The organism is Pseudomonas sp. MWU13-2862 (assembly GCF_023242495.1).
GTDB classification, from domain to species: Bacteria; Pseudomonadota; Gammaproteobacteria; order Pseudomonadales; family Pseudomonadaceae; genus Aquipseudomonas; species Aquipseudomonas gingeri_D.
Genome location: NZ_JALMEZ010000003.1, coordinates 447,717 through 473,955, shown reverse-complemented (window position 1 = coordinate 473,955; position 26,239 = coordinate 447,717). Strand labels below are relative to the sequence as shown.

Genomic DNA, 26,239 nt, shown 5'->3' with positions numbered 1-26,239 from the left:
GCGCTTTTCAGCAAAATAATCATCGCTACACTGAAAGCTCCTTCCCCCAGCCTGGTATCCGACATGGCGCTTTCACCGTTCCACCTGGCAATCCCGGTCCATGACCTGGCCGCGGCCCGACATTTCTACGGCGATGTTTTTGCCTGCCCGGAAGGACGCAGCAGCGATCACTGGGTGGACTTCGACTTCTTCGGTCATCAGTTGGTGATTCACTACCAGGCCAAGACGGCGGCCCAGGAACAGGCGTTGAGCAACCCGGTGGACGGCCACGACGTGCCGGTACCGCATTTCGGCGTGGTGCTGGAATGGGAAACCTGGGAAGCGCTGGCCGAGCGCCTGAAAGAGAAGGGCACGCGGTTCGTGATCGAACCCTACGTGCGCTTCAAGGGGCAGGTGGGCGAACAGGCAACCATGTTCCTGTTCGACCCGTGCGGCAATGCCCTGGAGTTCAAGGCCTTCAAGGATATCGGGCAGATGTTTGCCAAGTAGCCGCTATTTGCGCGTGAGCAAATCCGGCAACTGCGCCACCAGCTTCTGGTTGTTCAACGGCGCGCGGATAAAGCCGCGCTGAGTACCGTCCGGCCCGACGATCGCCAAGTTGCCGCTATGGTCAACGGTGTAGTTGGGCTTGCTGGTGTCCGCCGGAATAAACGGAATGCTCAGCGCATTGGCGACCTTCTGCAGGTCGTCGATCGAACCCGCGGTCAGCCCACGGAACTCTGGATCGAAGTAACCCAGGTACTGCTTGAGCTGCTGCGGCGTATCGCGGTTCGGGTCGACGCTCACCAGGATCACCTGCAACTGGCCCACCGCGTCCTTGGGCAACTCGCTCTTGATCTGACGCAGTTGGGCAAGGGTGGTCGGGCAGATGTCCGGGCAGAAGGTGTAGCCGAAGAACAGCAGGCTCCACTTGCCCTTGAGCTCGTCGACCTGCACCGGCTGGCCGTTCTGGTCGGTCATCTTCACCCCGGGCAGCGAACGGCTCTGGGGCAGCAGGATGATCCCCGCATCGATCATCGCCGTGGGCTCGCCCTGGCGCTGGTTATGGATCACTTTGTTGACCGTCAGGCCCAGGACCAGGGCCACCACGGCGACAAGAATAAAAACGGTTTTCTGAACTCGAGTCATAGATTCAACAATAGGTAGTGATCGACAAGCAGCGCGATAAACAGCAGGAACAAGTAGTAGATAGAGTACTTGAAGGTGTTGATCGCCGCATGCGGCTGACTGCCACGGTACAGCACCCACGCCCAGTTCAGGAAGCGCGCGCCCAGGAGCGTGGCGCAGACCAGGTAGAGCAGGCCGCTCATGTGGATCACGAACGGCAGCAGGCTGACCGCCAGCAGGACACAGGTGTAGAGCAGGATATGCACCTTGGTGTAATGCTCGCCATGGGTCACCGGCAGCATCGGGATATCCGCCTTGGCGTACTCTTCCTTGCGGTGGATGGCCAGGGTCCAGAAGTGCGGCGGGGTCCAGGCGAAGATGATCAGCACCAGCAACAGCGGTTCGGCGCTGACATGGCCGGTGGCCGCGACCCAGCCGAGCAACGGCGGCGCCGCCCCGGCCAGGCCGCCGATCACGATATTCTGCGGCGTGGCGCGCTTGAGAAAGCCGGTGTAGATCACCGCGTAACCGAGCAGGGACGCCAGGGTCAGCCAGGCCGTCAGCGGGTTGGTGAAACTCAGCAACAAGGCCTGCCCGAGCACCGCGAGGACCAGCGCGAAACTCAGCGCCGCCGCCGGCGATACCCGGCCCTGGGCCAGCGGCCGCTTGTGGGTGCGGGCCATCAGCGCATCGATGCGCCGATCCACCACATGATTGACCACCGCCGCGCCGCCGGCACACAGGGCGATGCCCAGGTTGCCGAACACCAGCACGGTCCAGGGCACGCCGGCACGGGTCGCGAGAAACATGCCCACCAGCGAGGTGATCAGCATCAGCACCACCACCTTGGGTTTGGTCAGCTCCAGGTAGTCGCGCCAGAGCGCCTGGGCCTGGGCCTCACCGATTACAGTCGCCACGGCATTTCTCCCTTGATCGTGATGGGCGCATGGACCGCTTTGATCGGGCTCAGACGCCAGCGTGCCGGCGCTTGCGCGCGCACCCGGACCAGCGCGGTACGCGCGTGGTAGTTGACCAGCACCAGCGTCAGCAACAAGGCCGCGCCGCCGGCATTGTGCGCCACGGCCACCGGCAGCGGCAGATGAAAGTAGACATTGCTCAGGCCCAGGCAGATCTGCGCCGCCAGCGCCAGCAGCAGCAACCCGGCGAGCCGGGTCATGCCCACCGCCCGCAGTTGCCAGGCCAGGCCTAGCAGCACCAGGGTCACCAACAGGGCGCCGATGCGGTGGGTCAGGTGAATGGCCGTGCGCGCATCGCTGTCGAGCTGGCCGCCCAGGTAGTTGGGGCCGATATGCTGGGTCAGGTGGAAACCGTTGGCGAAATCCGCGTTCGGCCACCATTGCCCGTGACAGGTCGGCAGGTCGATACAGGCCACCGCCGCATAATTGGAACTGACCCAGCCGCCGAGGGCGATCTGCAGAATCACCAGCAGCAACCCGGCCGTGGCCCAGCGCTGCAAACGCCGTGGCACCGCCAGCGCCGGCAGCACGCCGGACAGGCGCAAGGTCAGCAGGAACAGCAGGCTCAAGGTGGCAAAACCGCCGAGCAGATGGGCCGTGACCACCTGGGGCCAGAGCTTGAGGGTGACCGTCCACATGCCGAAGGCCGCCTGGGCGAAGACCACTCCCAGCAGGAACAGCGGCAGCTTCAGTGGTTGCCCGTCACGCCGGCGTTCATGCCAGGAGCGTGCGGCCAGCAGCACGATCAGCAGCCCCAGGGTCCCGGCGAAGTAGCGATGGACCATCTCGTTCCAGCCCTTGTGGGCTTGCACCGGGGTATCGGGAAAATGCAATTCGGCATGGGCCAGCTGGGCTTCGCTCTGGGGCACGCTGATAAAGCCGTAGCAGCCCGGCCAGTCGGGACAGCCCAGGCCGGCGTGGGTCAGCCGGGTGTAGGCGCCCAGCAGGACGACAATCAGCGCCAGCAGCGTGGCGAACAGCGCGAGGCGAAATCCAGGTTTGGCCATGACGATGCCCTCATCCGATATTCGACAGTTTCAACAGTTGCACCAGGTCGTTGAGCAGGTCCTTGCCGTTGACCCCCGCGTCATAACGCAGCACCAGGTTGCCGTGGGGATCGACGATCCACAGTTGCGCCGCGCCGTTGCCCTTGGCCTCCCGGTTGTAGGCCGCAAGATCCAGCGGGTAGCGTTGCAACTGCGGGTATTCGCGCTTGAGCTTGGCGTCGTAGAACGTCTCCAGGGGTTGCGCCGTCGCCAGGGCATGGCTGGCCCGGGAAGCATCGCGGCCCAGGGCGATCTGGATCTGCCGCGCCAGGTAGACCAGTTGCTGGCAGTCCGCGGCACAGTCCCCCGGCGCGGTCACCAGCATCTGCCAGCGCTGCTCGTCGGTCTGCACGCCCAGGTCGGCACGGCTTTCGCCATTGCCGATCAACTCGCCGTGATAACTGCGGCTCTCCGGCACCCAGAACTGCAACTTGTACATCCCGGTGGCGAGGACCATCGGGCCGATCACCACCAACAGGATCATGATCAGTTGCCAGCGACCGCGGGCACGCCGTGGCGGGGTCGGGGCTTCAGCTGTGTTCAGTGGATTCATGGCCGCTCCCATGGTGTTTCTCCCTTGCGTTATGCCATCCGAGGTAGAGATAAAGGCCGAACAGCGCCAGTGCCATGGCGAACCACTGCACGGCATAGGCCACATGTTTTTCCGGCCCCATGCCTTCGGAGACCACCGGCCAGCCGGCCTCATAGGCCGCCGGGCCGGACTCCTGGCGCAGTTCGTAGTTGAAACCTGTGCGTCCCAGCTCCGCCCAGAGCTTGTCCGGGTCGATCGCGGTCACCAGCCGTGGCCAGCTCGCATTGGCCGGGTCGCTGCCCAGCTGGAAGGTCGCGCCAGGCGAGACATACACCCAGGCGCCGATTTCCAGCCGCTGCGCAGGGGTGCTGAACACCGGCGGCGTGCGCCGATCCGGCCAGGGCAACCAGCCCCGGTTGACCAGCAACCACAGGCCGCTGGCCTCGTCGTGGAACGGCTGCAACAGCTCGACGCCGACCCGGTCGTCGCGCATGCGGTTATCCAGCAGGTAACTGTGTTCGGCGTCGAACTGCCCGCTCAATCGCACCCGCCGAAAGGCCGGATCGGTCATGGCTTTCAACTGGTCGCTAGCCACCGGTTCGGAAGTGCGACGCTGGGCATGGTTTTCCAGCAGCACGCGTTTCTGCTCGCTGCGACTCAGCTGCCAGAACCCCAGGCAGACCAGCAACGGCAGCAGCACAAGCACCACCAGGGTCGGCGCGATGCCGGGCTGGAAGCGCCTCATGACCGCGCTCCGGCGGCCGTTATTCGACTCGCTATACTCAATTGCATGCGCATCTCCCCCGGAGTCTCACCATGTTGAAAGCGGCGATTGTCCTGATGCTGTTGGCCACGGTGGCCAGCCTGTTCAGCGGCCTGTTCTTCCTGGTGAAGGACGACGCGCACTCCAAGCGCCTGGTCCATGCCCTCACCGTGCGGGTCGGGCTTGCCGTGATCACCCTGGCCTTGATCACCTGGGGCTTTTTCAGCGGCCAACTGGTGTCCTCGGCGCCCTGGTAAAACCCAGGGCCCGGCAAGGCTCAAAGCACGTAGACGAACACGAACAGGCCGATCCAGACCACGTCGACGAAGTGCCAATACCAACTGGCCGCTTCAAAACCGAATTGATGCTCGGCATTGAAGTGCCCGCGCATGACCCGCATCAGCATCACGAACAGGATCAGGGTGCCGATGGTCACGTGGGCACCGTGGAAACCGGTGAGCATGAAGAAGGTCGCGCCGTAGATGCCCGAGCCCAGGGTCAGCCCCAACTCGTGATAGGCATGCATGTATTCCTTGGCCTGGAAGCTCAGGAACGCGATCCCCAGCAGCACGGTGATCGCCAGCCAGATCTTCAGCGCGCCGCGATGGCCGTTCTTCAGGGCATGGTGAGCGATGGTCACGGTGACGCTGGAACTGACCAGCAACACGGTATTGAGCAGCGGCAAGCCCCAGGGACTGATGGTTTCCCTGGGTCCGGGAAAGAGCTTCGGATCGGGGTTGTTCAGCAAGGGCCAGGCATTCTGGAAGTTCGGCCACAACAGGTGGGCGATCCCTTTCGCGCCACCGTCACCGGCCAGCCAGGGCACCGACAGATTGCGCACATAGAACAGCGCGCCGAAGAAGGCGATAAAGAACATCACCTCGGAAAAGATGAACCAGCTCATGCCCCAGCGGAACGAGCGGTCCATCTGCGGGCTGTAGAGCCCGGCGCGACTTTCCTTGATCACCGTGCCGAACCAGCCGAAAAGCATATAGGCCAGCAGCAGTCCGCCGACGAAGAAAATCAGCGGGCCGTGGGAATCCGGGCGCGCCGCCTTCAGGTCGTTGAACCAGGTGCCCAGACCGAACATCGTGGTCAGCATGCCCGCCGTGGCAATGATCGGCCACTTGCTCTGGGCCGGTACGTAGTAATGCTCATGAATCGCCATTTATTGTTCTCCTTATCGGGCACGCCAAATGTCCTAGCCGCCCGTACCCGCCACGGGCGGATTGCGGGCGGTGATGTCGAACAGCGTGTAGCCCAGTGTCAGTTGCTTCACATCCTTGGGCATGTCGCGGTCAACGATGAAACGTACCGGCATCTCGATGCGCTGCCCGGGCTGCAGGGTCTGCTGGGTGAAGCAGAAGCATTCGGTCTTGTGGAAATACACCGCCGCATTCGCCGGGGCGATGCTCGGGATGGCCTGGGCCTTCATCACATGGTCGGTGGGGTTGTAGGCCACGAAGAGCATCTCGTTGACGGCACCGGGGTGCACGGTCAACTGGTTGGCCTTGGGATAGAACTCCCAGACCATGTCGACGGCATTGGTCGAGAGAAACTGCACGCCGATCTTGCGTGACAGGTCGACCACCTGCTCACCTTCATACTGCCCGGCGGTCTTGCCGTTGATCCCGAAGGCCTTGCACATCACGTCGTAGAGCGGCACCAGGGCAAAACCGAAGGCGAACATCGCTACCACCACCAACAACAGGCGTGTGACCAGGCGCTTGAGCGAGATCGAGTCGGCCATGATCTATTTCACTTCCGGCGGCGTGGTGAAGGTGTGGTACGGCGCCGGTGACGGAATGCTCCACTCCAGGCCTTCCGCGCCATCCCAGGGCTTGGCCGGGGCCGGCGGGCCGCTGCGGATGCACTTGATGACGATAAACAGGAACAGCAGCTGGGTGACCCCGAACATGAAGCCACCGATCGAGGAGACCATGTTGAAGTTGGCGAACTGCAGGTTGTAGTCCGGCACCCGCCGTGGCATCCCCGCAAGGCCCACGAAATGCATCGGGAAGAAGGTCAGGTTCATGCCGATGAACGACAGCCAGAAGTGCAGCTTGCCGAGGGTTTCGTCGTACATGTGGCCGGTCCACTTCGGCAGCCAGTAGTAGGTGGACGCGAAGATCCCGAAGATCGCCCCCGGCACCAGCACGTAGTGGAAATGCGCCACCACGAAATAGGTGCCGTGGTACTGGAAGTCCGCCGGCGCCATCGCCAGCATCAGCCCGGAGAAGCCGCCGATGCTGAACAGGATGACAAAGGCCACCGCAAACAGCATGGGCGTCTCGAAGGTCAGCGAACCTTGCCACATGGTGCTGACCCAGTTGAACACCTTCACCCCGGTCGGCACCGCGATCAACATGGTCGCGTACATGTAGAACAGCTCGCCGACCAGGGGAATGCCGACCACGAACATATGGTGGCCCCAGACGATGAACGAGAGGAAGGCGATGCTCGCCGTGGCGTAGACCATCGAGGTGTAGCCGAACAGCGGCTTGCGGGAAAACGCCGGGATGATCGCACTGACCGCGCCGAACGCCGGCAGGATCATGATGTACACCTCGGGATGGCCGAAGAACCAGAACACGTGCTGGAACAGCACCGGATCACCGCCACCGGCGGCGCTGAAGAAGCTGGTGCCGAAATGGATATCCATCAGCATCATGGTCACGACACCCGCCAGCACCGGCATCACCGCGATCAGCAGGAACGCGGTGATCAGCCAGGTCCAGACGAACAGCGGCATCTTCATCAGGGTCATGCCCGGCGCACGCAGGTTGAGAATGGTCGAGATCACGTTGATCGCGCCCATGATCGAACTGATGCCCATCATGTGGATGGCGAAGATAAAGAAGGTCACGCTTTCGGGCGCGTAGGTGGTCGACAGCGGCGCATAGAAGGTCCAGCCGAAGTTCGGCCCGCCGCCGGGCATGAACAGGGTCGAGACCATCAGCGAGAAGGCCGCCGGCAACAGCCAGAAGCTGAAGTTGTTCATCCGCGGCAAGGCCATGTCCGGCGCGCCGATCATCAGCGGGATCATCCAGTTGGCCAGGCCGACGAAGGCCGGCATCACCGCGCCGAAGACCATCACCAGGCCGTGCATGGTGGTCATCTGGTTGAAGAACGCCGGCTCGACAATGTGCAGCCCCGGCTGGAACAACTCGGCGCGGATCACCATGGCGAAGGAGCCGCCGAGCAGGAACATGGCGAAGCTGAACCACAGGTACAGCGTGCCGATATCCTTGTGGTTGGTGGTCAGCACCCAGCGCATCAGGCCCTTGGCGGGACCGTGGGCGGCGTGCTCATCGTGGCCGCCATGGCCATGGTCATCGATCACTGCACTCATGTCCTGTCTCCTGCAAACGGGGGAACGGCTTGGCCCGGGAGCCTCGGCTCCGACCGGTTCAGCGAACACGCAACGGAGCTGTTCATTTGCTGCCCTCCGCCTGCTTCAGTGCCAGGACTTCCTTGGGCGTGACCATGTCGCCCTTGTTGTTGCCCCAGGCATTGCGTTCGTAGGTCACGACGGCGGCGATATCGACTTCCGACAACTGTTTGCCGAAGGCCGCCATGGCCGTGCCCGGCTTGCCGAAGAACACCCGGTGCAGGTGGTCTTCCTTGGGACCGGTGGCGATTTTCGAGCCCTTGAGTGACGGGAACATCGGCGGCAGGCCCTGGCCCTCGGCCTGGTGACAGGCCACGCAGGTGGTGTGGTAGACCTTGTCGCCGCGCTCCTTGAGCTCGTCGAGGGTCCACTCCTTGCTGGTCAGTTCCTTGAGCTTGGCGGACTCGGCCTTGCGATCGGCCAGCCAGCTGTCGTAGTCGGCCTTGGTGCGGACATCGACCACCACCGGCATGAAACCGTGGTCCTTGCCGCACAGTTCGGAACATTGCCCGCGGTAGAGGCCGGGCTTGTCGATCCGGGTCCAGGCTTCGTTGAAGAACCCCGGAATGGCATCGCGCTTGACCGCCAGGGCCGGCACCCACCAGGAATGGATCACGTCGGCGGAGGTCACCAGGAAACGCACCTTGGCGCCCACCGGCAAGACCAGCGGCTGGTCGACTTCCAGCAGGTAGTTTTCGCCCTTGGGCGCCTGGTTATGCATCTGTTCGGCGGGGGTGGACAGGTTGCTGAAGAACTCGACATCCTGGCCCAGGTATTTGTAGTGCCATTTCCACTGATAGCCGGTGATCTGGATATCGACGTCCGACTCACTGGTGTCATACATCTTGATCAGCGTGGCGGTCGCGGGAATCGCCATGACCACCAGGATCAGCAAGGGCACGATGGTCCAGAGGATTTCCACGGTGGTGCTTTCATGGAACTTGGCCGCCACCTGGCCGGTGGAGCGTCGGTGCATGATCATCGACCAGAACATCGCACCGAACACGATGATGCCGATCACCACACAGATCCAGAAAATGGTCATGTGCAGATCGAAGATCTCGTGACTGACTTCCGTCGCTCCTGGCGCCATATTCACGGTCCAGGCGGCATGCGCCTGACTGAATATCGACCACAACAGGAGGCCCATCCAGACTCGTGGATGTCGCATCATTGCGGGTTCCCCTTATCGTTCTTGTTATCCCGCCGGCTTTCACCTGCGGCCAAGGGAATGGTCGTACTGCGTAAGCGGACCATTCGGCCGGGCCTGCAACAGCTGCCGGGCGTCAACAGCTAACTCCCTACGAAATCGAGTATAGACAGCGACCGGGACAGCGCCATGCGATCTGGGAAATGAACTGAAGGCGACTTTGCATCAGGCTGGAGGCCACGAATTACCTGGGGCAGAGCAGAAATGACGGCAAACCGATATAACCCACGCATATAAGCATGAAATAATTATTACAAATGCGTCTGAACATCTTTTATAACCCAGCTACTTTGTACTCTCCCTATTTTCCCTTTGCCGTCCCCCCCTGGAGTTTTCATGAACACCGCCGCATTGCGCGAGCAGATTCAACGTGCCCATCAACACGAGGCCGGTAGTGGCCAGTTGACGCGTCAACTTGAAGTTCAATTGCCGCACCTTCACCCCGCTATTCAACTGCCGGATGTTGACGCCAAAGGTGTGCTGACCCGGTTTGTCAAAGCCTATATCGACCTGGTTCCCGATTTGCTGGATGCGGCCAATGAGGTGGCGCGCGAAGCCGGCATCGAATCGCAGATCAAGCCGGTGCTGACTATCGCCGAGCAGTTTTTCCTGCAACCCCCGGCGATCCTGGAAGGCCATGTCGGGCTCGACGGCCTGCTGGACGAAGCCTATCTGGCGCATCGCCTGGTGGAGGAGGTCAACGACCTGTACATCAAGCATTTCGGCCAGCCGCTGATTCCCTCGGACATTACCGTGGCCAACCTGATCGCCCACCAGTTGATCGGCGAGACATTCGCCAACCAGCTGGATGAAGCAGTGCATCACGCGGTCGATGAAATGCTCAACGAAGAAAGTTTTGCCCTGGAGTCGGTGGAAGCCTATCGCGAGCGCCTGTACAGCCCGGACACCGAGGCGGCGTGGAAGCGCTGGCCGTGCCTGTCGCGCCAATTGGGCGTGGGGCTGGAGCTGGAGCAGCCGGGCGCTTGAACCGACAACGCAATTGATCGCAACCGAACGCGATCCGCTGCCGACGCGCGCTCTTGTAGGAGTCGAGCTTGCTCGCGATCGGCTGCGCAGCAGTCGTAAAACCTGCGCATGCGGTGCATCTGGCACACCGAGTCAGCCGGACTGCGGTCGCTGCGCGCCCGATCGCGAGCAAGCTCGGCTCCTACAGGTTTTGTGGCGTTTTACCCTCGTCAGGCTGCGGCGGAACCGATACCGCTGGTGGTCCGCAACCGCCCTTCCAGGCGCCGTTTCAAGCCATGGGCCTCGATCACCAATCGCGAACCCTTGGCCCGGTTGGCGCGGTCCCACTCCTCCAGCAACTCCAGGCAAGAGTGGTCGATATAGCTCAGGTTGCCCAGCGGCACGTGCACCACCGTGCCCGTGGGAACCGTCGACAGCACCCGGGTCAGCGCAGGCACCTTGAGAAAGGTCGCCGCTCCCAGCAGGCGCAGCTCCATCTCACCCTCGGCAGGCAAGTCCACCAGGCTGATTTTCAGGCGCGAGGCTTTCCAGGCCAGCTTCGCCAGGGTCAGGCCGAAACCGATCAACACACCCGTCAACAGATCAGTGCAGACAATCGCCAGGGCCGTGGCCCCATAGGTCAGCATCGGCATGCGCCCGTAGCGCCCCAGGCCGCGAAAGACCTTGAGGTCCACCAGCTTGATGCCCGTATACACCAGCACACCCGCCAGGCTCGCCACCGGAATGCTTTGCAGCACGCTGGACAACAGCAGCACAAAGGCCAGCAGCCACAAGCCATGGAACATCGTCGACAGGCGGGTCCGGGCACCGGCCTGGACATTCGCCGAACTGCGCACGATCACCCCGGTCATGGGTAGCGCCCCGAGCAAGCCGCAGAGCATGTTGCCCACCCCCTGCGCCGACAGTTCGCGGTCGAAGTCCGAACGCTGGCCGTCGTGCATGCGGTCCACGGCGGCGGCTGAGAGCAGGGTTTCGGCGCTGGCGATAAAGGCCACGGCAAAAGCCGCGATCAGCAGGTTGGGATCGGCCAGGTTGAGCAGGTCGGCGGGCCGCAGCCAGTCGATGGCCTCGGCCAGGTTGGCGGGGACTTCCACGCGCTTGACCGACAGCGCCAGCAGCAGGCTCGCCAGGGTCGCCAGGCCCACGCCAAGCAACGCACCCGGGACAAAGCGCAGGACATGGGGTTTGCGCTTGTCCCAAAGCCACATCACCAGGATGGTTCCCAGGCCCAACGCACCGGCCTGCCAGCCGCTGCCTTCGCCGGAAAACGCCTGGCCCACAGCGGCGGGGAAGCCCAGCAGGTTGTCCAGCCCCGAGGGTAGGGGAGAGCCGTCGAGCATCACATGGACCTGGGACAGCACGATCAACACACCGATCCCGGCAAGCATGCCGTAGACCACCGCCGGGGCGGTCACCCGGAACCAGCAGCCCAGGCGCAGGCGGCCAGCCAGTAATTGCAACACGCCGGCCAGCAACAGGATCGGCCCGAGCATGGCCATGCCGTGCTCGCGCACCAGTTCGAACACCAGCACCGCCAGACCCGCGGCCGGACCGCTGACCTGCAACGGTGAACCCGCCAGCCAGCCCACCACCAATCCACCGATGATGCCGGTAATCAGCCCTTTGGCCGGTGGCATGCCGGACGCGATGGCGATCCCCATGCACAGCGGCAGGGCCACCAGGAATACCACCACGGAAGCCAATAGCTCCCGTGGCAAAACCGCTTTCAGTTGTGCTGCACGCATGATGAATCTCCCGAGGATTTCTTCAGGCATGGCCAAGCCCGACCGCTCGAACGTCGGTCGTGGCTGAACCCAATGGATGGAGGAGGCTTCAGGCGCTAGAAGCGGGCTTTGGGCGTCGCACTCGGGATCGGATGAGTGCCATCGAGGGGCAGGAAGCAGGCCCGATCGGCGTCATACGCTTTGATTTCGCTGGTTTCGATGTTGTAGATCCAACCATGGATAAACAGGTGACCGTTGGCCATGCGCGAGGCTACCGAAGGGTGCGTGCGCAAGTGCTGCAACTGGGCGATAACATTTTCTTCGGTCAGCACCTGCATGCTTTCACTTTCGTTGGCACAGTTGCAGTTTTCATGGACCATGGTCTTCGCCACTTCGGCATGGCGCAGCCAAGCCTTGACCGTGGGCATCTTTTCCAGGCTGTCGGGGTTGAGCACCGCACGCATGGCGCCGCAGTCCGAATGCCCGCAGACGATGATGTGCTGCACGCCGAGGGCCAGCACCGCATACTCGATGGCGGTCGAGACACCGCCGTTCATCTGCCCGTAGGGCGGCACCACGTTGCCGACATTGCGGGTCACGAACAGGTCGCCGGGCGAGCTATGGGTAATGAGTTCAGGCACGATCCGCGAATCCGCGCACGTGATGAACATCGCCCGGGGGCTCTGGGCCGTAGCGAGTTTCTTGAACAACTCTTCCTGCTGCGGAAAAATTTCATGATGAAAATGCAGGAAGCCATCGACGATATGCTGCAACGCCGCATCGGCGGTTTCGGCCCCGGGGAGCCCTGGTGCCGACGCAGCCGACGGCTGTTTATCCTTGTCACTCATGATTCATCCTCTTTTCTGACGGATTGAAGGGGATTTTCCTGATTTGGCTCGCTCGCGCCAGCACCCATCGGATCAATACGCCCGATTCCTTGAACGCACCTGTACACAACAGGCAGCTTCACCCTAGTCGCGAAAACTTAACTCAAGCTGAATCAGAGGCTCTAGGACGGACGTTCCAGAAGCTTCTTACGCGCTTACCCGAGAGTATAGGCGCAGGCCAAACGCCAGCAGACACCTTTGTCCGGATCATGGCTCAGAGTAACGACATTTGCCCTCCGGGAGGACAAAACGCCGTGCAATCGAGGTTGTAACCTTCGCGGCGGTTGAGGCCCAGACGCTTGATGGCCTTGGCAAAACGTTGCGCCAGCAGGTCGGCAAACGGCCCTTCGCCGCGCATCCGAGCACCGAATCGGCTGTCGTAGAGCTCGCCGCCACGGGTCTGGCGAATCAGGCTCAAGACATGGGCTGCCCGTTGCGGATAGTGGGCGGCGAGCCACTCCTCGAACAGCGGCGCTACCTCCAGGGGTAGGCGCAGCATCATGTAGGCGGCGCTCTGGGCACCGGCGTCGCGGGCCTCGGTGAGCAGGCTTTCCAGCTCGCTGTCGTTGATCATCGGAATCATCGGCGAACATAAAACGCCCACCGGGATACCTGCTTCACCCATGACCCGGATCGCCCGCAAGCGCGCCTTGGGCGCCGCCGCACGGGGCTCGAGGATGCGCTTGAGTTCGTCGTCGAGGCTGGTCAGGCTGATCATCACCGCCACCAGGCGCTGCCGTGCCAGTTCCGTGAGCAGGTCGAGGTCGCGCAGGATCAGCGAGCCCTTGGTGACGATGGTCACCGGATGCCGATAACGCAGCAACACCTCGAGGATCCGTCGGGTGAGCTGGTGCTCGCGTTCGATCGGCTGGTAGGGATCGGTGTTGGAGCCCAGGTTGATCGGGGCCACCCGATAGCCCGGCTTGGACAATTGCTGCTCCAGCACGGCGGCGGCGTTGGTCTTGGCGATCAGCCTGGTTTCGAAATCCAGGCCTGGGGACATATCCCAGTAGGCATGACTGGGGCGTGCGTAGCAGTAGATGCAACCGTGCTCGCAGCCGCGATAGGGATTGATGGAGCGGTCGAAGGGCAGGTCCGGCGAGGTGTTGCGGGTGATGATGGATTTCGCCGTCTCGATGCGCACCTCGGTGCCCTGGGTCAACGGGACTTCCTGGTACCAGCCGTCGTCCTCGGCCACCGAACGATGGGACGCGAAGCGGTTGTGCGGGTTGGTCGCGGTGCCACGGCCACGGGGTGGGAGCGGGGTGAACATTGGAAAGGCTCCATTACTGTATTTATATACAGTAATGGAGTCAGGCGAATCTGCCTAGCACCGTCTGGCAGGCGCCAGCCTACGGTTTGGCCGGCATATCCTCCTTGCGCAACGCCGCCACATCGCTGGCCTTTACTGCGCCGCCCTGATTACCCCAACTGCCGCGAATGAAACCGACCACGTCCGCCACTTCCTGGTCCGACAATCGCCAGGCAAACGCCGGCATGGTGAAGTTCGAAGGTGCGGTGTGGGTCGCCGGCAAGGTGCCGCCCTTGAGCACGATATGGATCAACGACGTCGGGTCCGCCGATTGCACCACCGGGTTACCGGCCAACGCCGGGAACACCCGGGTATAGCCGTGACCGTCGGTACGGTGGCAGGCCGCGCAGTTGTCGATATAGACCGACGCCCCCGGCTTGCTGTCATCACCTTTCCACAGGGCTTGTGCGACCTGCGGCTCATAGGCGTGAGGCGCGTCCTGCGGATCCACCGGCGGCAAGCTCTTGAGGTAGCGGGCAATCGCCGTCAGATCGTCATCGCTCATGTATTGCATGCTGTGCACCACCACATCGCTCATGCCGCCGAATACCGCGCTGCGATCGCTGCGACCGGTCTTGAGGAACTGCACCAGCTGCGCTTCGTTCCAACTGCCGAGGCCATCCTTATGGTCGCCGCGCAGGCTTTTCGCGATCCAGCCCTCGAGCGGCGCGCTGCCCGCCAGGAAGGCACTGCCGTCATTCGCGCTCAAGGCTTTTTCCTGCATGGTCAGGGCCCGTGGCGTATGGCAGGCACCGCAATGGCCGAGGCCTTCGACCAGATAGGCGCCACGGCTCACCACCGGGTCAGCGCCGCTGCCGGCCTGGTATTCGGCGACCTTGGGCGCAAACACCCAGCGCCAACCCGCCAACGGCCAGCGCATGCTCAGCGGCCAGGGGATATCGACGGCCTTGTTTTCCTGGGCCACCGGCGCCACGCCCTTCATGAAGTAGGCGTACAGCGCCTGCATATCGCTGTCGCTGACCCGGGCGTAGGACGGATAGGGCATCGCCGGGTAAAGCGTACTGCCGTTCTTGGCGACACCATGGCGGACCGCCTGGTCGAAATCTTCGAAGCTGTAGGCGCCGATCCCACTTTTATCCGGGGTGATATTGGTCGAATAGATCGTGCCGATGGGCGTCTGCATCGGCAGCCCGCCGGCGAACGGCTGGCCGCCCTTGGCCGTGTGACAGGCCACGCAGTCCCCGGCTCGCGCCAGGTATTCTCCCTGCTTGATCAGGGCCGACGGATCGGCCTCGGCGGCGCTGACCGCGCCATTGCCCAACAACGCCAGGGTGGCGATAACCAGTGCTTTCATGTTTATCGCTCCTTATGCCTGGACCAACGGGCCGGGATTTTTCAGGTACTGCTCGCGGATCGCCCGGGCCGACCAGTAGGTCAGCGCCGCCACCAGGCCGGTGGGGTTGTAGCCCAGACCCTGGGGGAAAGCCGAAGCGCCAGGGACAAAGACGTTGTGCACATCCCAGCATTGCAGGTAGCGGTTCAGGGCGCTGGTCTTCGGGTCGGTGCCCATGATCGCGCCACCGTTGAGGTGGGTGGTCTGGTAGGACGACGTGTTGAAGTGCTCACCGACCTGCTTGCCCAGCAGGGCAATGGACTTGGGGTTCATCGCCTCGGCGACCTTGCTCAGTTTGTCGACCATGAAGCGGTTCATCTTGATGTCGTTTTCCTGCCAGTCGAAGGTCATCCGCAACAGCGGCAAGCCGTAGGCATCACGGTAAACCGGGTCGAGATCCAGGTAGTTGCCCCGATAGGACTGGTGCGCACCGTGGGCATCCATCGACACCTGGTGGGTGTAGTAATCGGCCGTGGCACGTTTCCAGGCACTGCCCCAGGCTGGTGTGCCCGGCGGGTTCGAAGTCCCGGCAATCGGCCGGCTGCCGGCCTGGTTGACCCACATCGGCGACCCGCCGACAAAGCCATGGGGACCGTGGTCGAAGTTATCGGCGTTGAAATCGTCGATCGCCACACCGTTGCCGCCGGCACCGATAAAGTTGTTGGTGTACACGTCCTTGTCGAAGAAGGCCTTCACGGTGGCCATGTTCTGGTAGGCGAAGTTCTTGCCCACCACGCCTTCGCCGGTGATCGGGTCGTAGGGCTTGCCGATGCCGGACAGCAGCATCAGCCGCACGTTATGGAACTGGAAGGCGCCGAGAATCACCAGGTCGGCCTCTTGCTCCACCTCGCGGCCCTGGGCGTCGATATAGGTCACGCCGGTGGCCTTGCTTTTGGTGCTGTCGAGATTGACCCGCAGCACGTGGGAATTGGGCCGCAGTTCGAAGTTCGGCACCTGGCGCAACGCCGGCAGGATGTTCACGTTCGGCGAGGCCTTGGAATACATGTAGCAGACATAACCGCTGCAGAAGCCGCAGAAATTGCACGGGCCCATCTGCGCCCCGTAAGGGTTGGTGTAGGGCCCTGAAGTATTTGCCGATGGCAGATTGTAGGGCTTGTAGCCGACCTCGCTGGCGGCTTTCTGGAACAGCTGCGCGGAGTAGGTGTTCTTCTGCGACTCCAGCGGAAAGGGATTGGAGCGATCCGGCGCGTAAGGGTTGCCGCCCTTGCCCTGGCCGACCAACTGGCCCTTGACGGTCCAGGCCTGCCCCGAGGTGCCAAAGACCTTTTCGGCATGGTCGAAGAACGGTTCCAGCTCTTCGTAGCTGACGCCGAAATCCTGGATGGTCATGTCCTTGGGAATGAAGTGTTTGCCGTAGCGCTCTTCGTAGTGACTGCGGATGCGCAGCTCGATGGGATCGACCCGAAAGTGCACGCCAGACCAGTGCAGCCCCGCACCACCCACGCCATTGCCCGGCAGGAACGCGCCGAGCTGGCGGTTCGGCAGGGCGACGTCATTGACGCTATGGCGAATGGTGACGGTTTCCTTGGAGATATCCTGGAAGAGTTTCTTGCGCACGCTGTAGGTGAGCTCGTCGATCACCTGTGGGTAATTGCCGTCTGGGTAGGTGTCCTGCATGGGACCGCGTTCCAGGGCCACGACATTGAGCCCGGCTTCGGTCAGTTCCTTGGCCATGATCGCCCCGGTCCAGCCGAAACCGACGATTACCGCGTCGACCTTCTTCATTTGAATCGCCATGCTCATGCCCTCTCGCCGCGAATGGATACAGCCGGGAAGGGGTATTGCTCGTTGCGTTCAACCCAATCCATAAAATCGGCGCGGGCGCCGGGAAAGCCGATCATGGTCCAGCCGACCAGACCTTTGTTGCCGCCATGGATCGGGTCGCTGAAGAAACCTTCCTTGGTGTTTTGCAGCAGGAAGCTGAAGAAAATCTTCGGCGGGACACTGTCGAAATCGGCGTCTCCGACCTCCAGTCGCTTGAGCAAGGCATCCTGGGTAGCGCTGTCTTGCGCGACAAAGGTTGAACCCTGCAGCTTCTTGCACCAGGCCTCCGTAGCAGCGATGCCCAGCCGATAGATCTCGCGGGGCACCAGTTTGCTTTGCCAACCCATCTCCGGCGGCGCATCGGTGGCGAAGGGCCCCTGCATAAACCACAAGGCGCCACTGGCGTAAGGGGTGTTCATTTGCCGGTCGATAAATTCCGGCACACCGGCTTCCAGGGCACCCGGCCCCTGGGCGTCGGCCGGAATCAATCGGGCCACGGCGGCATTGAGAAAAGCCCATTCCTCGGCGGTGAAAAAGCTCGGCTCGTAATGCCCGCTGTTGACCGGAGCCTTGTCGGCGGCCGCTGGCGTCACTTGCGAGGCGGCTTGCAGGACACTGCTGCCCAACGCGCTGCTCGCCACGGTGACCACCGGGATCAAGGTCAGGGTTTTGCGCAGGAACTCACGCCGCGGGTTATCTCGATCTTGATCAGACATGGCGTTACCTCACTCATCTTGCACGCACGGATTAATCGGTCACTTCAATTGAGCAACCTGTCTTTTTCGGGCAGCGGTCTCTATCGAGACACCTCGGATTGAGAACACACTGGCAACCTTTAGTTACAAATGATAGCAGCCTAAGCATCAAGATAAATCGATTCAGCTAAAAATCTCGACCTTTTCCGGCCTTCATTCCGCCTCTCTCACAAATCTTTGACGCTCGACTCACGGGCTTTTGATCCGTAAAAATCAATGCTATAGGGCAATATCGAGTTTTCTTTTTCCGGGCGCCGTCCATCTATGTCGATCGTTCGCTGGTTTTCCCTCCTTGGCCTGATGCTGATCAGCGGCCTGGTGCTGCTCGCCGCCCAGGCCGGCGACAACAGCAACCAACGCCCGCCGCAATGGGCCACATCGGTGGGCAACCAGTACAACCTCAACCAGATGACCCCGACGCTCTATCGCAGCACCTTGCCCGACAGCAATGCCGTGCCGATCCTGGCCAGGCTGAACATCACCACGGTCATCAACTTCCAGCCGGAGGCCGACTCCAGCTGGCTGTCGGCCCCGAACATCAAGCAGGTGCATCTGCCCTACCGGATCGGCCATGTCGATGACGCCGACGTGTTGACCGTCTTGCGCGCGATCAAGGACGCCGAGGACCGGGGTTCGGTGCTGATCCACGACCGGAAGGGCACGGAACGCGCCGGCCTGATGGCGGCGATGTACCGCGTGGTGGTGCAGGGCTGGAGCAAGGAGGAAGCCCTGAGCGAAATGATGATGGGCGGATTCGGCGACAGCACGCACTTCAAGGACAGCATCCGCTACATGATGCAGGCGCCGGTCGACAAGCTACGCGAAGCCCTCGCCAGCGGCGCGTGCAGCACCAGTCCCTACGCCACCTGCGCGGTGCAGAGCTGGCTCAAGTCTGTGAGTGCCGAGGATGAGCCGGGCGTAACCCGGCTCAGCAAATAGCCCCTGGGCGGCTATTGGCCGTCGGGCTTTTTCAACTTGGGATTGGGGAAAAACTGCACGGTCTGGACCTTGTTGTCCTGCGGCGCCTTGACCGGTGCGGTATTGACCCGCGTACCCAGCTCCTTGGGCACCGACAAGCCCTGTTCATTCAGGGTATCGGCATAACCGCAAGCCACGCACTCACGGTGCGGAACGTCGTCTTCGCTCCACATCATCAGCTTGTCCTGCTCGCTGCACGCCGGGCAGACCGCCCCGGCGATAAAGCGCTTCTTGGTCTTGATCACGGGTGCCTCGCTCATGCCGCGGCATCCTCGCTCAGGCCGCTATGACGCAAGAGTGCGTCAATCGACGGCTCGCGGCCACGGAAGTCGACGAACAGCACCATCGGCGCCTGGGAGCCACCGCGGGCCAGGATCGCTTCACGGAAGGCACGACCGGTCTGTTCGTTCAGCACACCCTCTTCCTCGAACTTGGAGAAGGCGTCGGCCGACAGCACTTCCGCCCATTTGTAGCTGTAGTAGCCCGCCGCGTAACCGCCGGCGAAAATGTGCGCAAAGCTGTTGGGGAAGCGGTTGTAGGCCGGCGGACGCATCACCGAGACCTCGTCGCGCACGCCTTCGAGGACCTGTGCCACGCTGCGGCCGTCGCCGTGGGTGGCATGCAGTTCGAAGTCGAACAGCGAGAATTCCAGCTGGCGCACCATCATCAGCCCGGACTGGAAGTTCTTCGCCGCGAGCATTTTTTCCAGCAGATCCTGGGGCAACGGTTCGCCGCTTTCGTAGTGACCGGAGATCAACGCCAGGCCTTCAGGCTCCCAGCACCAGTTTTCCATGAACTGGCTCGGCAGCTCCACGGCATCCCAGGCCACGCCATTGATACCGGACACGCCGGCATGGTCGATACGGGTCAGCAGGTGATGCAGCCCATGGCCGAACTCGTGGAACAGGGTGGTGACTTCGTCATGGGTCAGCAGGGCCGGCTTGCCGCTGTCGGCCGGGGCGAAGTTGCACACCAGGTTGGCCACCGGGCTTTGCAGGACGCCATCAACCGTACGCCGACGATCACGGGCACCGTCCATCCAGGCCCCGCCACGCTTGTTGGCGCGGGCATAGAGGTCAAAGAAGAAACGCCCGACGTGCTGGCCGTTTTCCTTGATTTCGAACAGGCGGACATCCGGGTGCCAGGTGTCGAAACCGCTCTGCTCGGCAATCTCGATGCCGTACAGGCGCTGGACAATGGCGAACAGCCCGCCGAGCACCTTGTCGATCGGGAAGTAGGCGCGCAGGGCTTCCTGGGAAACGCTGTAGCGTTGCTCACGCAGCTTCTCGCCGTAGTAACCGCTGTCCCAGCTTTGCAGCTCGGCACAGCCTTGTTCGGCGGCGTAGGCCTTGAGTTGTTGCAGGTCCTGGGCGGCAAACGGCTTGCTGCGCTTGGCCAGGTCGCGCAGGAAGGTCAGCACCTGGTCGCTGGAGTCGGCCATCTTGGTCGCCAGGCTCAATTCCGAGAAGCTGGCGAAACCCAACAATTGCGCCAGTTCCTGGCGCAGGTCGAGGATTTCTTCCATCACCGGACCGTTGTCGTACTGGCCGGCATTCGGGCCCTGGTCCGAGGCCCGGGTGCAGTAGGCGGCGTACACCTCTTCGCGCAGGGCGCGGTCCTGGGCGTAGGTCATCACCGCGTAGTAGCTCGGGAATTCCAGGGTGATCAACCAGCCGTCCAGGCCCTTGGCCTGGGCCGCGGCGGCCATTTGCGCCTTGGAGGAGTCGCTCAGGCCGGCAAGACCGGCCTCGTCGGTGACGTGCCGGGTCCAGGCCTGGGTCGCGTCGAGCAACTGGTTGGAGAAGCGGCTGCCCAGTTCGGACAGCTTGCTCTGCACCTCCGCATAGCGCTTTTGCTGCTCGGGCGGCAGGTCGATACCCGACAGGCGGAAGTCGCGCAGGGAGTGTTCGAGAATGGTTTTCTGGCCGACGTCGAAGCTGGCGGCCTGCGGGCTGTTCGCCAGGGCTTCGAACGCCTGGAACAGTTCGCGGTTCTGGCCCAGCTCCGTGGAGTAGGCGCTCAAGGCCGGCAGGCAGGCCTCGTAGGCTTCGCGCAATTCAGCGCTGTTGCACACCGCATTCAGGTGGCTGACCGGACTCCAGGCGGCGCCCAGACGATCGTTGAGTTCATCCATCGCCAGGATCAGCCCGGCCCAGGTAGGCTGTTGGCCTTGGGTGGCGAGGATTTCGGCGATGGCCGCGCGGTTGTCCGCCAGGATCTGTTCGATGGCCGGCAGCACGTGTTCGGCGCGGATCGCCGAGAACGGCGGCAGGTCGTAGGACTGCAGAAGAGGGTTGTTCACGCTCACGGTTGGCACCTTGGCTGGAAGAAACATGGGCCCATCTTAATTACAATCGACGTCGACCGCAGCTATCAACCAAAGAGAGAGCGCCTATCGTGTCCCTTCGCACCTATCAGAATCTCACGCCGGCACTCGGTGAACGGGCCTTTGTCGACCGTTCGGCGGTGGTGATCGGCGACGTCGAAATCGGCGCCGACAGCTCCATCTGGCCGTTGACCGTGATCCGCGGCGACATGCACCGCATCCGCATCGGCCAACGCACCAGCGTGCAGGACGGCTGCGTGTTACATATCACCCACGCCGGGCCTTTCAACCCCGAGGGTTTCCCGCTGCTGATCGGCGACGACGTGACCATCGCCCACAAGGTCATGCTGCATGGCTGCACGGTGGGCAGCCGGATTCTGATCGGCATGGGCAGCATCGTCATGGATGGCGCGCTGATCGAGGACGAGGTGATCGTCGGCGCCGGCAGCCTGGTGCCGCCGGGCAAGGTCCTGGAAAGCGGCTTTCTCTATGTCGGCAGCCCGGTCAAGCAGGCGCGCGCGCTGACGGACAAGGAACGGGCGTTTTTCACCTACAGCGCGGCGAACTACGTGAAGCTCAAGGACCTGCACATGGCCGAAGGTTATCACCAGGCCGTTTGATTATTTTTTGTACAGCCAGGACATTCCATGCATTACCAGACGATTCTCTTCGACCTCGACGGCACCCTGACCGACCCGCGCGAGGGCATCACCCGTTCGATCCAGTACGCGCTGGGCAAACTGGGGATCGACGAGCCGGACCTCGGCAAGCTCGAACACTTTATCGGCCCGCCGTTGTTGCAGGCGTTCATGCAGTTCTACGGGTTTGACGAGGCCAAGGCCTGGGAGGCGGTGAACTTCTACCGGGAACGCTTCAAGGTGACCGGGCTGTATGAGAACCGGGTGTTCGAAGGGGTCATGCCGTTGCTGGAGCTGCTGGGCGGGCAGGGGCGCACCTTGTATATCGCCACGTCCAAGCCCTGGGTGTTTGCCCGGGAGATTGCCCGGCATTTCGATTTTGCCCGGCACTTCAAGATGATCTACGGCAGCGAGCTGGATGGCACGCGGACCGACAAGGTCGAGCTGATTGCCCACCTGATCGCCGAAGAAGGGTTGGAACCGAGCGATACGCTGATGATCGGCGACCGCAAGCACGACCTGATCGGCGCGCAACGCAATGGTCTGGATGCGGCGGCGGTGGGGTATGGGTTCGGCAGTTTCGAGGAGTTGAGTGCGCAGCAGCCGGCTTATCATTTCCAGACGCTGGCGCAGTTGCATCGGGCGTTTGTGTAAGACGTGAAACCGTGTCGCCTGCATCGCGAGCAAGCTTGCTCCTACAAGATATCGGTCGTCCGCAACTTATTGGCACGACACAAACATTGTAGGAGCAAGCTTGCTCGCGATGGCGCCCTTCAGCCAGGCATCAGCTTGCGCAACGCCGCCGTACGCTCGCCAACCGGCAAGCCCCCCAGCTTTTCCACAGCCTTGAAGAACACCGGCCAGTCGCCATTCACCTGCTTGAACAACGCCGCAAACGCCGGCACCCACTGGTCATACAGCCCGAAGGGCAGCAGCTTGGCGTTATTCAGCGGCCCGTTGATCCAGGCGTCATAACGCTTGTCACCCGCCCACTGACTCGCCTGCATCTGGTGGTACTCGTCCCGCAAGCGCTGGAACTCCTGCGCCTTGCGCTCACGCATCTGCTCGACCGGCAAGGCCTGCGCATACAACTGCTGCAAGCGCGCCCGGGTCTTCAGCACCAGCTCGATAAACTGATCCTTCTGCGCTACATCGTTGACCTTGGCCGGCGGCAAGCCTCGCGCCGCCCGCCATTGCCGCGTGCCTTCCTGCTCGACGAAGTTGGCATAGGACTCATTGAACTCGGTGTCGTCCTTTACATAAAAACGCTGGTGCGCCAGTTCATGAAAGATCAGCGTCGCCAGGCGCTCGTCGCCCCAGGTCAGCATCGAACTGATAATCGGATCGTCGAACCAGCCCAGCGTCGAGTAGGCCTCGACCCCGCCGATATACACGTCCATGCCCTGCTGCTTCTGCAGCGCCGCCTCACCCCGCGCCGCGCCCTGGTTGTAATAGCCGCGATAGGCCACGCAACCGGCAATCGGGAAACAATGCTGCTGCGGGGTCAGGGAAAATTCCGGCGTGGCAAAGACATTCCAGACCACATAAGGGCGTTTGATATCCGCATACAAGCGGTAACTGCGGTTGTCCGGCAGGTGCAGATGCTCGCTGGCAAAGGCCCGCGCCTGCTGGGACTGGGCCAGGTGTTCGCGCAGTTTCGGGTCCCGGGCCGGATCGGCAATCACCTCGGCCACCGGCTCCCGGGCGTGCAACAGGCTCAACTGGCCACCGGCCAGCTGGCTATAATAATTGAGACTGCTGCAACCACCGAGCAACAGCAGCAAGGCGCCTATCGAACCGCGTACCACGGGCCTGAACATCATGGGAATCACCTGCAGGGAGCAGACACAAGACTAGCGCGCGGGCTGAAGGCTTTTCCATGAAGATTATCGAGGTTGAGGTGTTCACCGCAGGGAGGCCCCACCACAAGCTTCACGCCCGGGCGTCCCGATACCCCTGAACGCAGGTATGCTGATCTCCTGAACAGAGTGGAAACATCATGCGCAAACATCTCCCCGTACTCTTCGCCCTGGCCAGCCTGGGCGGCTGTATCAGTCCGTTACCGGCGGTGAATCCGCAAATGGCCTGGGTCGACCTGGACACCCACACCGGTACGGTGATCATGGCCGAAAGCCTGGACAAGCAGCGTCTGCGCGACGGACGCTTTTTCCAGGTCACGCCGGGCAGCCATGACCTCCTGGCTCGTTTCGATTACGAGGTCTATATCGGCGGCATGGCGATGAACACCGACCCGCCGAACCGGCTGTGCTACCTGAGCGTGCACTACGACCACTTCGAAGCCGGCCGGCGCTACCGCCTGGAGGGTATAGCCCTGGGCTTCAACGCCAGCGCGCGGCTGTACAACGACAAGGGTGAAGTCGTGGCGGAGCAGAACAATGTGTTCTGCATTCCGTAGCTTCAGCGGTCGTTCTTCTGGTAGATGATTTTCTTGCTGCCGCCTTCACAACTGCCCACGACCATGTTCTGGTCGTGGACTTCATCCCTGGCAACGATCTCCAGGGTGTAGGAACTGACGCCGGCCGCCTGGATCTTGGTTTCGATCTCGGACTTGAGCTCTTCACACGGCTTGGTCGCGGCCAGGGCCGAGGTGGCCAGCACGCAACAGAAAATCCCCAGGGCAATACGTTTCATGGTCGAACTCCTTGACTACGGCAGCGCGTCGCCAGGGCGTACGCGCAAACTGCCACAGTTCATTCGACCACACTTGCGCCAGCCAAGTTCTGAGCCACCTCACATCCCTGGGTCTTGCCAGTGCGCAATCAGTGCACCAAGGTCCCGGTGAGGCTGATCTTCGCGTTCAACACCTTGGACACCGGACAACCTTCCTTGGCCTTTTTGCTCAGCTCATCGAACTGCTGCTGGCTGGCGCCGGGGATTTTCGCCTTGAGAATCAGGTGCACCGCGGTGATCGCAAAACCACCGTCAACCTGGTCCAGGGTCACTTCGGCCTGGGTGTCGATACTGTCGGCCTTGAGCCCGGCCTCGCCGAGAATCATCGAAAAGGCCATGGAGAAACACCCCGCGTGGGCGGCACCGATCAGTTCTTCCGGGTTGGTGCCCTTGCCGCCTTCGAAACGTGCCTTGAAACCGTAAGGCGCTTCACGCAACACCCCGGTTTCCGTGGAAATGGAACCAATACCGGTTTTCAGGTCGCCTGCCCAATGAGCCGATGCTTTCTTCGTGATACTCATAGCTGCCTCCTCAAAAGCCGGCGCGAAGGGTTCACGCCGGGGTCAAGGTTCTGAGGATAGACGCTGGATTAAAGTTCACCCCGTAAGACTCATCTGAAAAAAATGCAGGTTAAAAACAGCTCTCCTCTTGAAACTCGGGTATATGCCCACATTCCCTGGAGACCGGCAGGTTTTTCGACAGCAGACGAAGCCTGCGTACCCTCACAGGAGTAGCAGGCTCATGAAGCGACTGTCCGACGTCAAGTTTTCCACCCTCGACCTGGTGCCCGTGCGCCAGGACGGCAGCCCGGGCCAATCCCTGCGCAATTCGCTGGATCTGGCCCGTCATGTGGAGAAGTTCGGCTACCACCGCTTCTGGGTCGCCGAGCACCACAACATGGACGGGATCGCCAGTTCGGCGACGTCCGTGCTGCTGGGTTACCTGGCGGGCGGCACCTCGACCATTCGCGTCGGTTCCGGCGGCGTGATGCTGCCCAACCATGCGCCCCTGGTGATCGCCGAACAGTTCGGCACCCTGGAAAGTCTCTATCCCGGCCGTATCGACCTGGGCCTGGGCCGCGCCCCGGGTTCCGACCAGATGACCGCCCGGGCCCTGCGCCGCGAGCGTTCGGGCAGCGCCGACGACTTCCCCGAAGATGTCACTGAGCTGATGGGCTACCTCGGCCCGCGCACACCGGAACAACGGGTGATCGCCATGCCGGGCACCGGTACCCAGGTGCCGGTCTGGCTGCTGGGTTCGAGCCTGTTCAGCGCACAGCTGGCCGGGGAGCGGGGTTTGCCCTACGCTTTCGCCTCACATTTCGCACCGCGCTACATGCATGAGGCGATTCGCGTCTACCGCAATCACTTCAAGCCTTCGGCGGTGCTCGACAAACCCTACGTGATGCTCGGCGTACCGCTGGTGGCCGCGGATACCGATGAAAAGGCCGACTACCTGGCGACCTCGGTGTACCAGCGCATCCTTGCGCTGATGCGTGGCCAGAGCCTGGTGCAACGGCCGCCGGTGCAGACCATGGATGGCCTGTGGCTGCCCCACGAAAGAGAAGCGGTGGCGAGTTTCCTCGGCCTGGCGATGGTCGGCAGCCCCGAGAAGATCCGCGCCAAGCTGGAAGTCCTGATCGAGCAGACCCAGGCCGATGAGCTGATCTTCACCTGCGACCTGTATGAACATGCCGATCGACTGCATTCCTACGAGTTGCTGGCGCAGGTCATGAAGGGCTGACGGCCAGCCACAAAAAAGCCGGCGCCAGCGCCG

At 62.3% G+C, this 26,239-nt stretch carries 28 protein-coding genes; 8 read left to right on the top strand and 20 right to left on the bottom strand.

Going from position 1 to position 26,239, the window contains the following annotated elements; translation table 11 throughout:
• Positions 1-63 precede the first annotated feature (63 nt).
• Entirely contained in the window at positions 64-489 is a 426-nt protein-coding gene (locus M5C56_RS08025) for a VOC family protein (protein ID WP_103496261.1), read from the top strand.
• A gap of 3 nt (positions 490-492) precedes the next feature.
• Here the strand turns inward: M5C56_RS08025 and M5C56_RS08020 are convergent, their stop codons facing one another.
• Genes M5C56_RS08020 through M5C56_RS08000 form a run of 5 tightly spaced genes read right to left on the bottom strand, consistent with a single transcriptional unit; the run spans position 493 to position 4,407 of the window.
• The gene (locus M5C56_RS08020) at positions 493-1,128 is read right to left on the bottom strand and encodes an SCO family protein (protein WP_103496260.1); all 636 of its coding nucleotides are present in this window, start codon (positions 1,126-1,128) and stop codon (positions 493-495) included.
• A complete protein-coding gene (gene cyoE / locus M5C56_RS08015) occupies positions 1,125-2,024 on the bottom strand; it encodes a heme o synthase (RefSeq protein WP_103496259.1) in 900 nt (299 codons plus the stop codon). Before cyoE ends, M5C56_RS08020 begins: the two co-directional genes overlap by 4 nt.
• On the bottom strand, positions 2,012-3,091 hold the full coding sequence (locus tag M5C56_RS08010; protein WP_103496258.1) for a COX15/CtaA family protein: 1,080 nt from the start codon (positions 3,089-3,091) through the stop codon (positions 2,012-2,014). The genes cyoE and M5C56_RS08010 overlap by 13 nt, the downstream gene beginning before the upstream one ends.
• A 10-nt stretch (positions 3,092-3,101) precedes the next feature.
• Positions 3,102-3,695: a hypothetical protein gene (locus M5C56_RS08005; RefSeq protein ID WP_103496257.1), complete on the bottom strand. Its 594-nt coding sequence runs from the start codon at positions 3,693-3,695 to the stop codon at positions 3,102-3,104.
• Positions 3,661-4,407, bottom strand: a complete 747-nt coding sequence (locus tag M5C56_RS08000) for an SURF1 family protein (protein ID WP_103496256.1) — start codon at positions 4,405-4,407, stop codon at positions 3,661-3,663. The genes M5C56_RS08005 and M5C56_RS08000 overlap by 35 nt, the downstream gene beginning before the upstream one ends.
• Before the next feature lie 71 nt (positions 4,408-4,478).
• On the opposite strand from M5C56_RS08000, the gene M5C56_RS07995 reads away from it, so the two are divergent.
• Entirely contained in the window at positions 4,479-4,682 is a 204-nt protein-coding gene (locus tag M5C56_RS07995; RefSeq protein WP_100939991.1) for a twin transmembrane helix small protein, read from the top strand.
• A 20-nt stretch (positions 4,683-4,702) separates the two neighbouring features.
• Here the strand turns inward: M5C56_RS07995 and M5C56_RS07990 are convergent, their stop codons facing one another.
• From M5C56_RS07990 to coxB, 4 genes are all read right to left on the bottom strand, one after another.
• Entirely contained in the window at positions 4,703-5,593 is an 891-nt protein-coding gene (locus M5C56_RS07990; protein ID WP_103496255.1) for a cytochrome c oxidase subunit 3, read from the bottom strand.
• 33 nt (positions 5,594-5,626) lie between these two features.
• Positions 5,627-6,175, bottom strand: coding sequence for a cytochrome c oxidase assembly protein (locus M5C56_RS07985; RefSeq protein ID WP_103496254.1), 549 nt, complete (start codon positions 6,173-6,175; stop codon positions 5,627-5,629).
• Between the two features lie 3 nt (positions 6,176-6,178).
• On the bottom strand, positions 6,179-7,777 hold the full coding sequence (ctaD, locus tag M5C56_RS07980; protein ID WP_100939988.1) for a cytochrome c oxidase subunit I: 1,599 nt from the start codon (positions 7,775-7,777) through the stop codon (positions 6,179-6,181).
• An 82-nt stretch (positions 7,778-7,859) separates the two neighbouring features.
• The gene (gene coxB, locus M5C56_RS07975; protein WP_103496253.1) at positions 7,860-8,990 is read right to left on the bottom strand and encodes a cytochrome c oxidase subunit II; all 1,131 of its coding nucleotides are present in this window, start codon (positions 8,988-8,990) and stop codon (positions 7,860-7,862) included.
• Positions 8,991-9,362: 372 nt separating this feature from the next.
• Between coxB and M5C56_RS07970 the strand changes: the two genes are divergently transcribed.
• The gene (locus M5C56_RS07970) at positions 9,363-10,013 is read left to right on the top strand and encodes a hypothetical protein (RefSeq protein ID WP_103496252.1); all 651 of its coding nucleotides are present in this window, start codon (positions 9,363-9,365) and stop codon (positions 10,011-10,013) included.
• A gap of 209 nt (positions 10,014-10,222) precedes the next feature.
• Here the strand turns inward: M5C56_RS07970 and M5C56_RS07965 are convergent, their stop codons facing one another.
• The 6 genes from M5C56_RS07965 to M5C56_RS07940 form a co-directional block, all read right to left on the bottom strand.
• The gene (locus M5C56_RS07965; RefSeq protein WP_103496251.1) at positions 10,223-11,758 is read right to left on the bottom strand and encodes a SulP family inorganic anion transporter; all 1,536 of its coding nucleotides are present in this window, start codon (positions 11,756-11,758) and stop codon (positions 10,223-10,225) included.
• A gap of 95 nt (positions 11,759-11,853) precedes the next feature.
• Entirely contained in the window at positions 11,854-12,585 is a 732-nt protein-coding gene (locus tag M5C56_RS07960; RefSeq protein ID WP_103496250.1) for a carbonic anhydrase, read from the bottom strand.
• Between the two features lie 253 nt (positions 12,586-12,838).
• Positions 12,839-13,897 carry a PA0069 family radical SAM protein gene (locus M5C56_RS07955; protein WP_103496249.1) on the bottom strand — a complete coding sequence of 353 codons (1,059 nt, stop codon included), beginning with the start codon at positions 13,895-13,897 and terminating at the stop codon, positions 12,839-12,841.
• 79 nt (positions 13,898-13,976) lie between these two features.
• On the bottom strand, positions 13,977-15,251 hold the full coding sequence (locus M5C56_RS07950; RefSeq protein ID WP_103496248.1) for a cytochrome c: 1,275 nt from the start codon (positions 15,249-15,251) through the stop codon (positions 13,977-13,979).
• Between the two features lie 12 nt (positions 15,252-15,263).
• On the bottom strand, positions 15,264-17,048 hold the full coding sequence (locus tag M5C56_RS07945; RefSeq protein WP_247263086.1) for a GMC family oxidoreductase: 1,785 nt from the start codon (positions 17,046-17,048) through the stop codon (positions 15,264-15,266).
• Between the two features lie 2 nt (positions 17,049-17,050).
• Positions 17,051-17,791: a gluconate 2-dehydrogenase subunit 3 family protein gene (locus M5C56_RS07940; RefSeq protein ID WP_103496246.1), complete on the bottom strand. Its 741-nt coding sequence runs from the start codon at positions 17,789-17,791 to the stop codon at positions 17,051-17,053.
• 303 nt (positions 17,792-18,094) lie between these two features.
• Between M5C56_RS07940 and M5C56_RS07935 the strand changes: the two genes are divergently transcribed.
• Positions 18,095-18,769 carry a dual specificity protein phosphatase family protein gene (locus M5C56_RS07935; protein ID WP_103496245.1) on the top strand — a complete coding sequence of 225 codons (675 nt, stop codon included), beginning with the start codon at positions 18,095-18,097 and terminating at the stop codon, positions 18,767-18,769.
• Between the two features lie 11 nt (positions 18,770-18,780).
• Here M5C56_RS07935 and M5C56_RS07930 read toward each other — a convergent pair whose 3' ends face one another.
• Entirely contained in the window at positions 18,781-19,068 is a 288-nt protein-coding gene (locus M5C56_RS07930; RefSeq protein WP_100939977.1) for a YheV family putative zinc ribbon protein, read from the bottom strand.
• A complete protein-coding gene (prlC, locus tag M5C56_RS07925; protein ID WP_247263085.1) occupies positions 19,065-21,143 on the bottom strand; it encodes an oligopeptidase A in 2,079 nt (692 codons plus the stop codon). Before prlC ends, M5C56_RS07930 begins: the two co-directional genes overlap by 4 nt.
• Positions 21,144-21,205: 62 nt before the next feature.
• On the opposite strand from prlC, the gene M5C56_RS07920 reads away from it, so the two are divergent.
• Together M5C56_RS07920 and M5C56_RS07915 are read left to right on the top strand one after the other, a co-directional pair.
• Complete coding sequence (locus M5C56_RS07920; protein WP_103496244.1) at positions 21,206-21,754, top strand: gamma carbonic anhydrase family protein; 549 nt, start codon at positions 21,206-21,208, stop codon at positions 21,752-21,754.
• Between the two features lie 27 nt (positions 21,755-21,781).
• The gene (locus M5C56_RS07915) at positions 21,782-22,426 is read left to right on the top strand and encodes an HAD family hydrolase (RefSeq protein ID WP_103496243.1); all 645 of its coding nucleotides are present in this window, start codon (positions 21,782-21,784) and stop codon (positions 22,424-22,426) included.
• Positions 22,427-22,545: 119 nt separating this feature from the next.
• Here M5C56_RS07915 and M5C56_RS07910 read toward each other — a convergent pair whose 3' ends face one another.
• Positions 22,546-23,595: an aminopeptidase gene (locus M5C56_RS07910; protein WP_103496242.1), complete on the bottom strand. Its 1,050-nt coding sequence runs from the start codon at positions 23,593-23,595 to the stop codon at positions 22,546-22,548.
• Between the two features lie 176 nt (positions 23,596-23,771).
• Between M5C56_RS07910 and M5C56_RS07905 the strand changes: the two genes are divergently transcribed.
• Complete coding sequence (locus M5C56_RS07905; protein WP_103496241.1) at positions 23,772-24,188, top strand: hypothetical protein; 417 nt, start codon at positions 23,772-23,774, stop codon at positions 24,186-24,188.
• A gap of 2 nt (positions 24,189-24,190) precedes the next feature.
• Here M5C56_RS07905 and M5C56_RS07900 read toward each other — a convergent pair whose 3' ends face one another.
• The gene (locus M5C56_RS07900; protein ID WP_103496240.1) at positions 24,191-24,424 is read right to left on the bottom strand and encodes a DUF1161 domain-containing protein; all 234 of its coding nucleotides are present in this window, start codon (positions 24,422-24,424) and stop codon (positions 24,191-24,193) included.
• A gap of 128 nt (positions 24,425-24,552) precedes the next feature.
• Positions 24,553-24,984 (bottom strand): OsmC family protein, encoded by a 432-nt coding sequence (locus M5C56_RS07895; RefSeq protein WP_103496239.1) that lies wholly within the window; start codon positions 24,982-24,984, stop codon positions 24,553-24,555.
• A 220-nt stretch (positions 24,985-25,204) separates the two neighbouring features.
• Here M5C56_RS07895 and M5C56_RS07890 point away from each other — a divergent pair, with 220 nt between their 5' ends.
• On the top strand, positions 25,205-26,206 hold the full coding sequence (locus M5C56_RS07890) for an LLM class flavin-dependent oxidoreductase (protein WP_103496238.1): 1,002 nt from the start codon (positions 25,205-25,207) through the stop codon (positions 26,204-26,206).
• Positions 26,207-26,239 lie beyond the last annotated feature (33 nt).

Bases quoted from the DNA above. Each gene is read 5' to 3' on its own strand.
- M5C56_RS07995 (WP_100939991.1), top strand. From the start codon at position 4,479: ATGTTGAAAGCGGCGATTGTCCTGATGCTGTTGGCCACGGTGGCCAGC.
- M5C56_RS07890 (WP_103496238.1), top strand. From the start codon at position 25,205: ATGAAGCGACTGTCCGACGTCAAGTTTTCCACCCTCGACCTGGTGCCC.
- M5C56_RS08005 (WP_103496257.1), bottom strand. From the start codon at position 3,695: ATGGGAGCGGCCATGAATCCACTGAACACAGCTGAAGCCCCGACCCCG.
- M5C56_RS08000 (WP_103496256.1), bottom strand. From the start codon at position 4,407: ATGAGGCGCTTCCAGCCCGGCATCGCGCCGACCCTGGTGGTGCTTGTG.
- M5C56_RS07950 (WP_103496248.1), bottom strand. From the start codon at position 15,251: ATGAAAGCACTGGTTATCGCCACCCTGGCGTTGTTGGGCAATGGCGCG.
- M5C56_RS07990 (WP_103496255.1), bottom strand. From the start codon at position 5,593: ATGGCGATTCATGAGCATTACTACGTACCGGCCCAGAGCAAGTGGCCG.
- coxB (WP_103496253.1), bottom strand. From the start codon at position 8,990: ATGATGCGACATCCACGAGTCTGGATGGGCCTCCTGTTGTGGTCGATA.
- M5C56_RS07940 (WP_103496246.1), bottom strand. From the start codon at position 17,791: ATGTCTGATCAAGATCGAGATAACCCGCGGCGTGAGTTCCTGCGCAAA.
- M5C56_RS07945 (WP_247263086.1), bottom strand. From the start codon at position 17,048: ATGGCGATTCAAATGAAGAAGGTCGACGCGGTAATCGTCGGTTTCGGC.
- M5C56_RS07900 (WP_103496240.1), bottom strand. From the start codon at position 24,424: ATGAAACGTATTGCCCTGGGGATTTTCTGTTGCGTGCTGGCCACCTCG.
- M5C56_RS07955 (WP_103496249.1), bottom strand. From the start codon at position 13,897: ATGTTCACCCCGCTCCCACCCCGTGGCCGTGGCACCGCGACCAACCCG.
- M5C56_RS07930 (WP_100939977.1), bottom strand. From the start codon at position 19,068: ATGAGCGAGGCACCCGTGATCAAGACCAAGAAGCGCTTTATCGCCGGG.
- M5C56_RS07965 (WP_103496251.1), bottom strand. From the start codon at position 11,758: ATGCGTGCAGCACAACTGAAAGCGGTTTTGCCACGGGAGCTATTGGCT.
- M5C56_RS08010 (WP_103496258.1), bottom strand. From the start codon at position 3,091: ATGGCCAAACCTGGATTTCGCCTCGCGCTGTTCGCCACGCTGCTGGCG.
- M5C56_RS07905 (WP_103496241.1), top strand. From the start codon at position 23,772: ATGCGCAAACATCTCCCCGTACTCTTCGCCCTGGCCAGCCTGGGCGGC.
- ctaD (WP_100939988.1), bottom strand. From the start codon at position 7,777: ATGAGTGCAGTGATCGATGACCATGGCCATGGCGGCCACGATGAGCAC.
- M5C56_RS07895 (WP_103496239.1), bottom strand. From the start codon at position 24,984: ATGAGTATCACGAAGAAAGCATCGGCTCATTGGGCAGGCGACCTGAAA.
- M5C56_RS07935 (WP_103496245.1), top strand. From the start codon at position 18,095: ATGTCGATCGTTCGCTGGTTTTCCCTCCTTGGCCTGATGCTGATCAGC.
- M5C56_RS08025 (WP_103496261.1), top strand. From the start codon at position 64: ATGGCGCTTTCACCGTTCCACCTGGCAATCCCGGTCCATGACCTGGCC.
- M5C56_RS07985 (WP_103496254.1), bottom strand. From the start codon at position 6,175: ATGGCCGACTCGATCTCGCTCAAGCGCCTGGTCACACGCCTGTTGTTG.
- M5C56_RS07910 (WP_103496242.1), bottom strand. From the start codon at position 23,595: ATGATGTTCAGGCCCGTGGTACGCGGTTCGATAGGCGCCTTGCTGCTG.
- M5C56_RS07960 (WP_103496250.1), bottom strand. From the start codon at position 12,585: ATGAGTGACAAGGATAAACAGCCGTCGGCTGCGTCGGCACCAGGGCTC.
- prlC (WP_247263085.1), bottom strand. From the start codon at position 21,143: ATGTTTCTTCCAGCCAAGGTGCCAACCGTGAGCGTGAACAACCCTCTT.
- M5C56_RS07915 (WP_103496243.1), top strand. From the start codon at position 21,782: ATGCATTACCAGACGATTCTCTTCGACCTCGACGGCACCCTGACCGAC.
- M5C56_RS07970 (WP_103496252.1), top strand. From the start codon at position 9,363: ATGAACACCGCCGCATTGCGCGAGCAGATTCAACGTGCCCATCAACAC.
- M5C56_RS08020 (WP_103496260.1), bottom strand. From the start codon at position 1,128: ATGACTCGAGTTCAGAAAACCGTTTTTATTCTTGTCGCCGTGGTGGCC.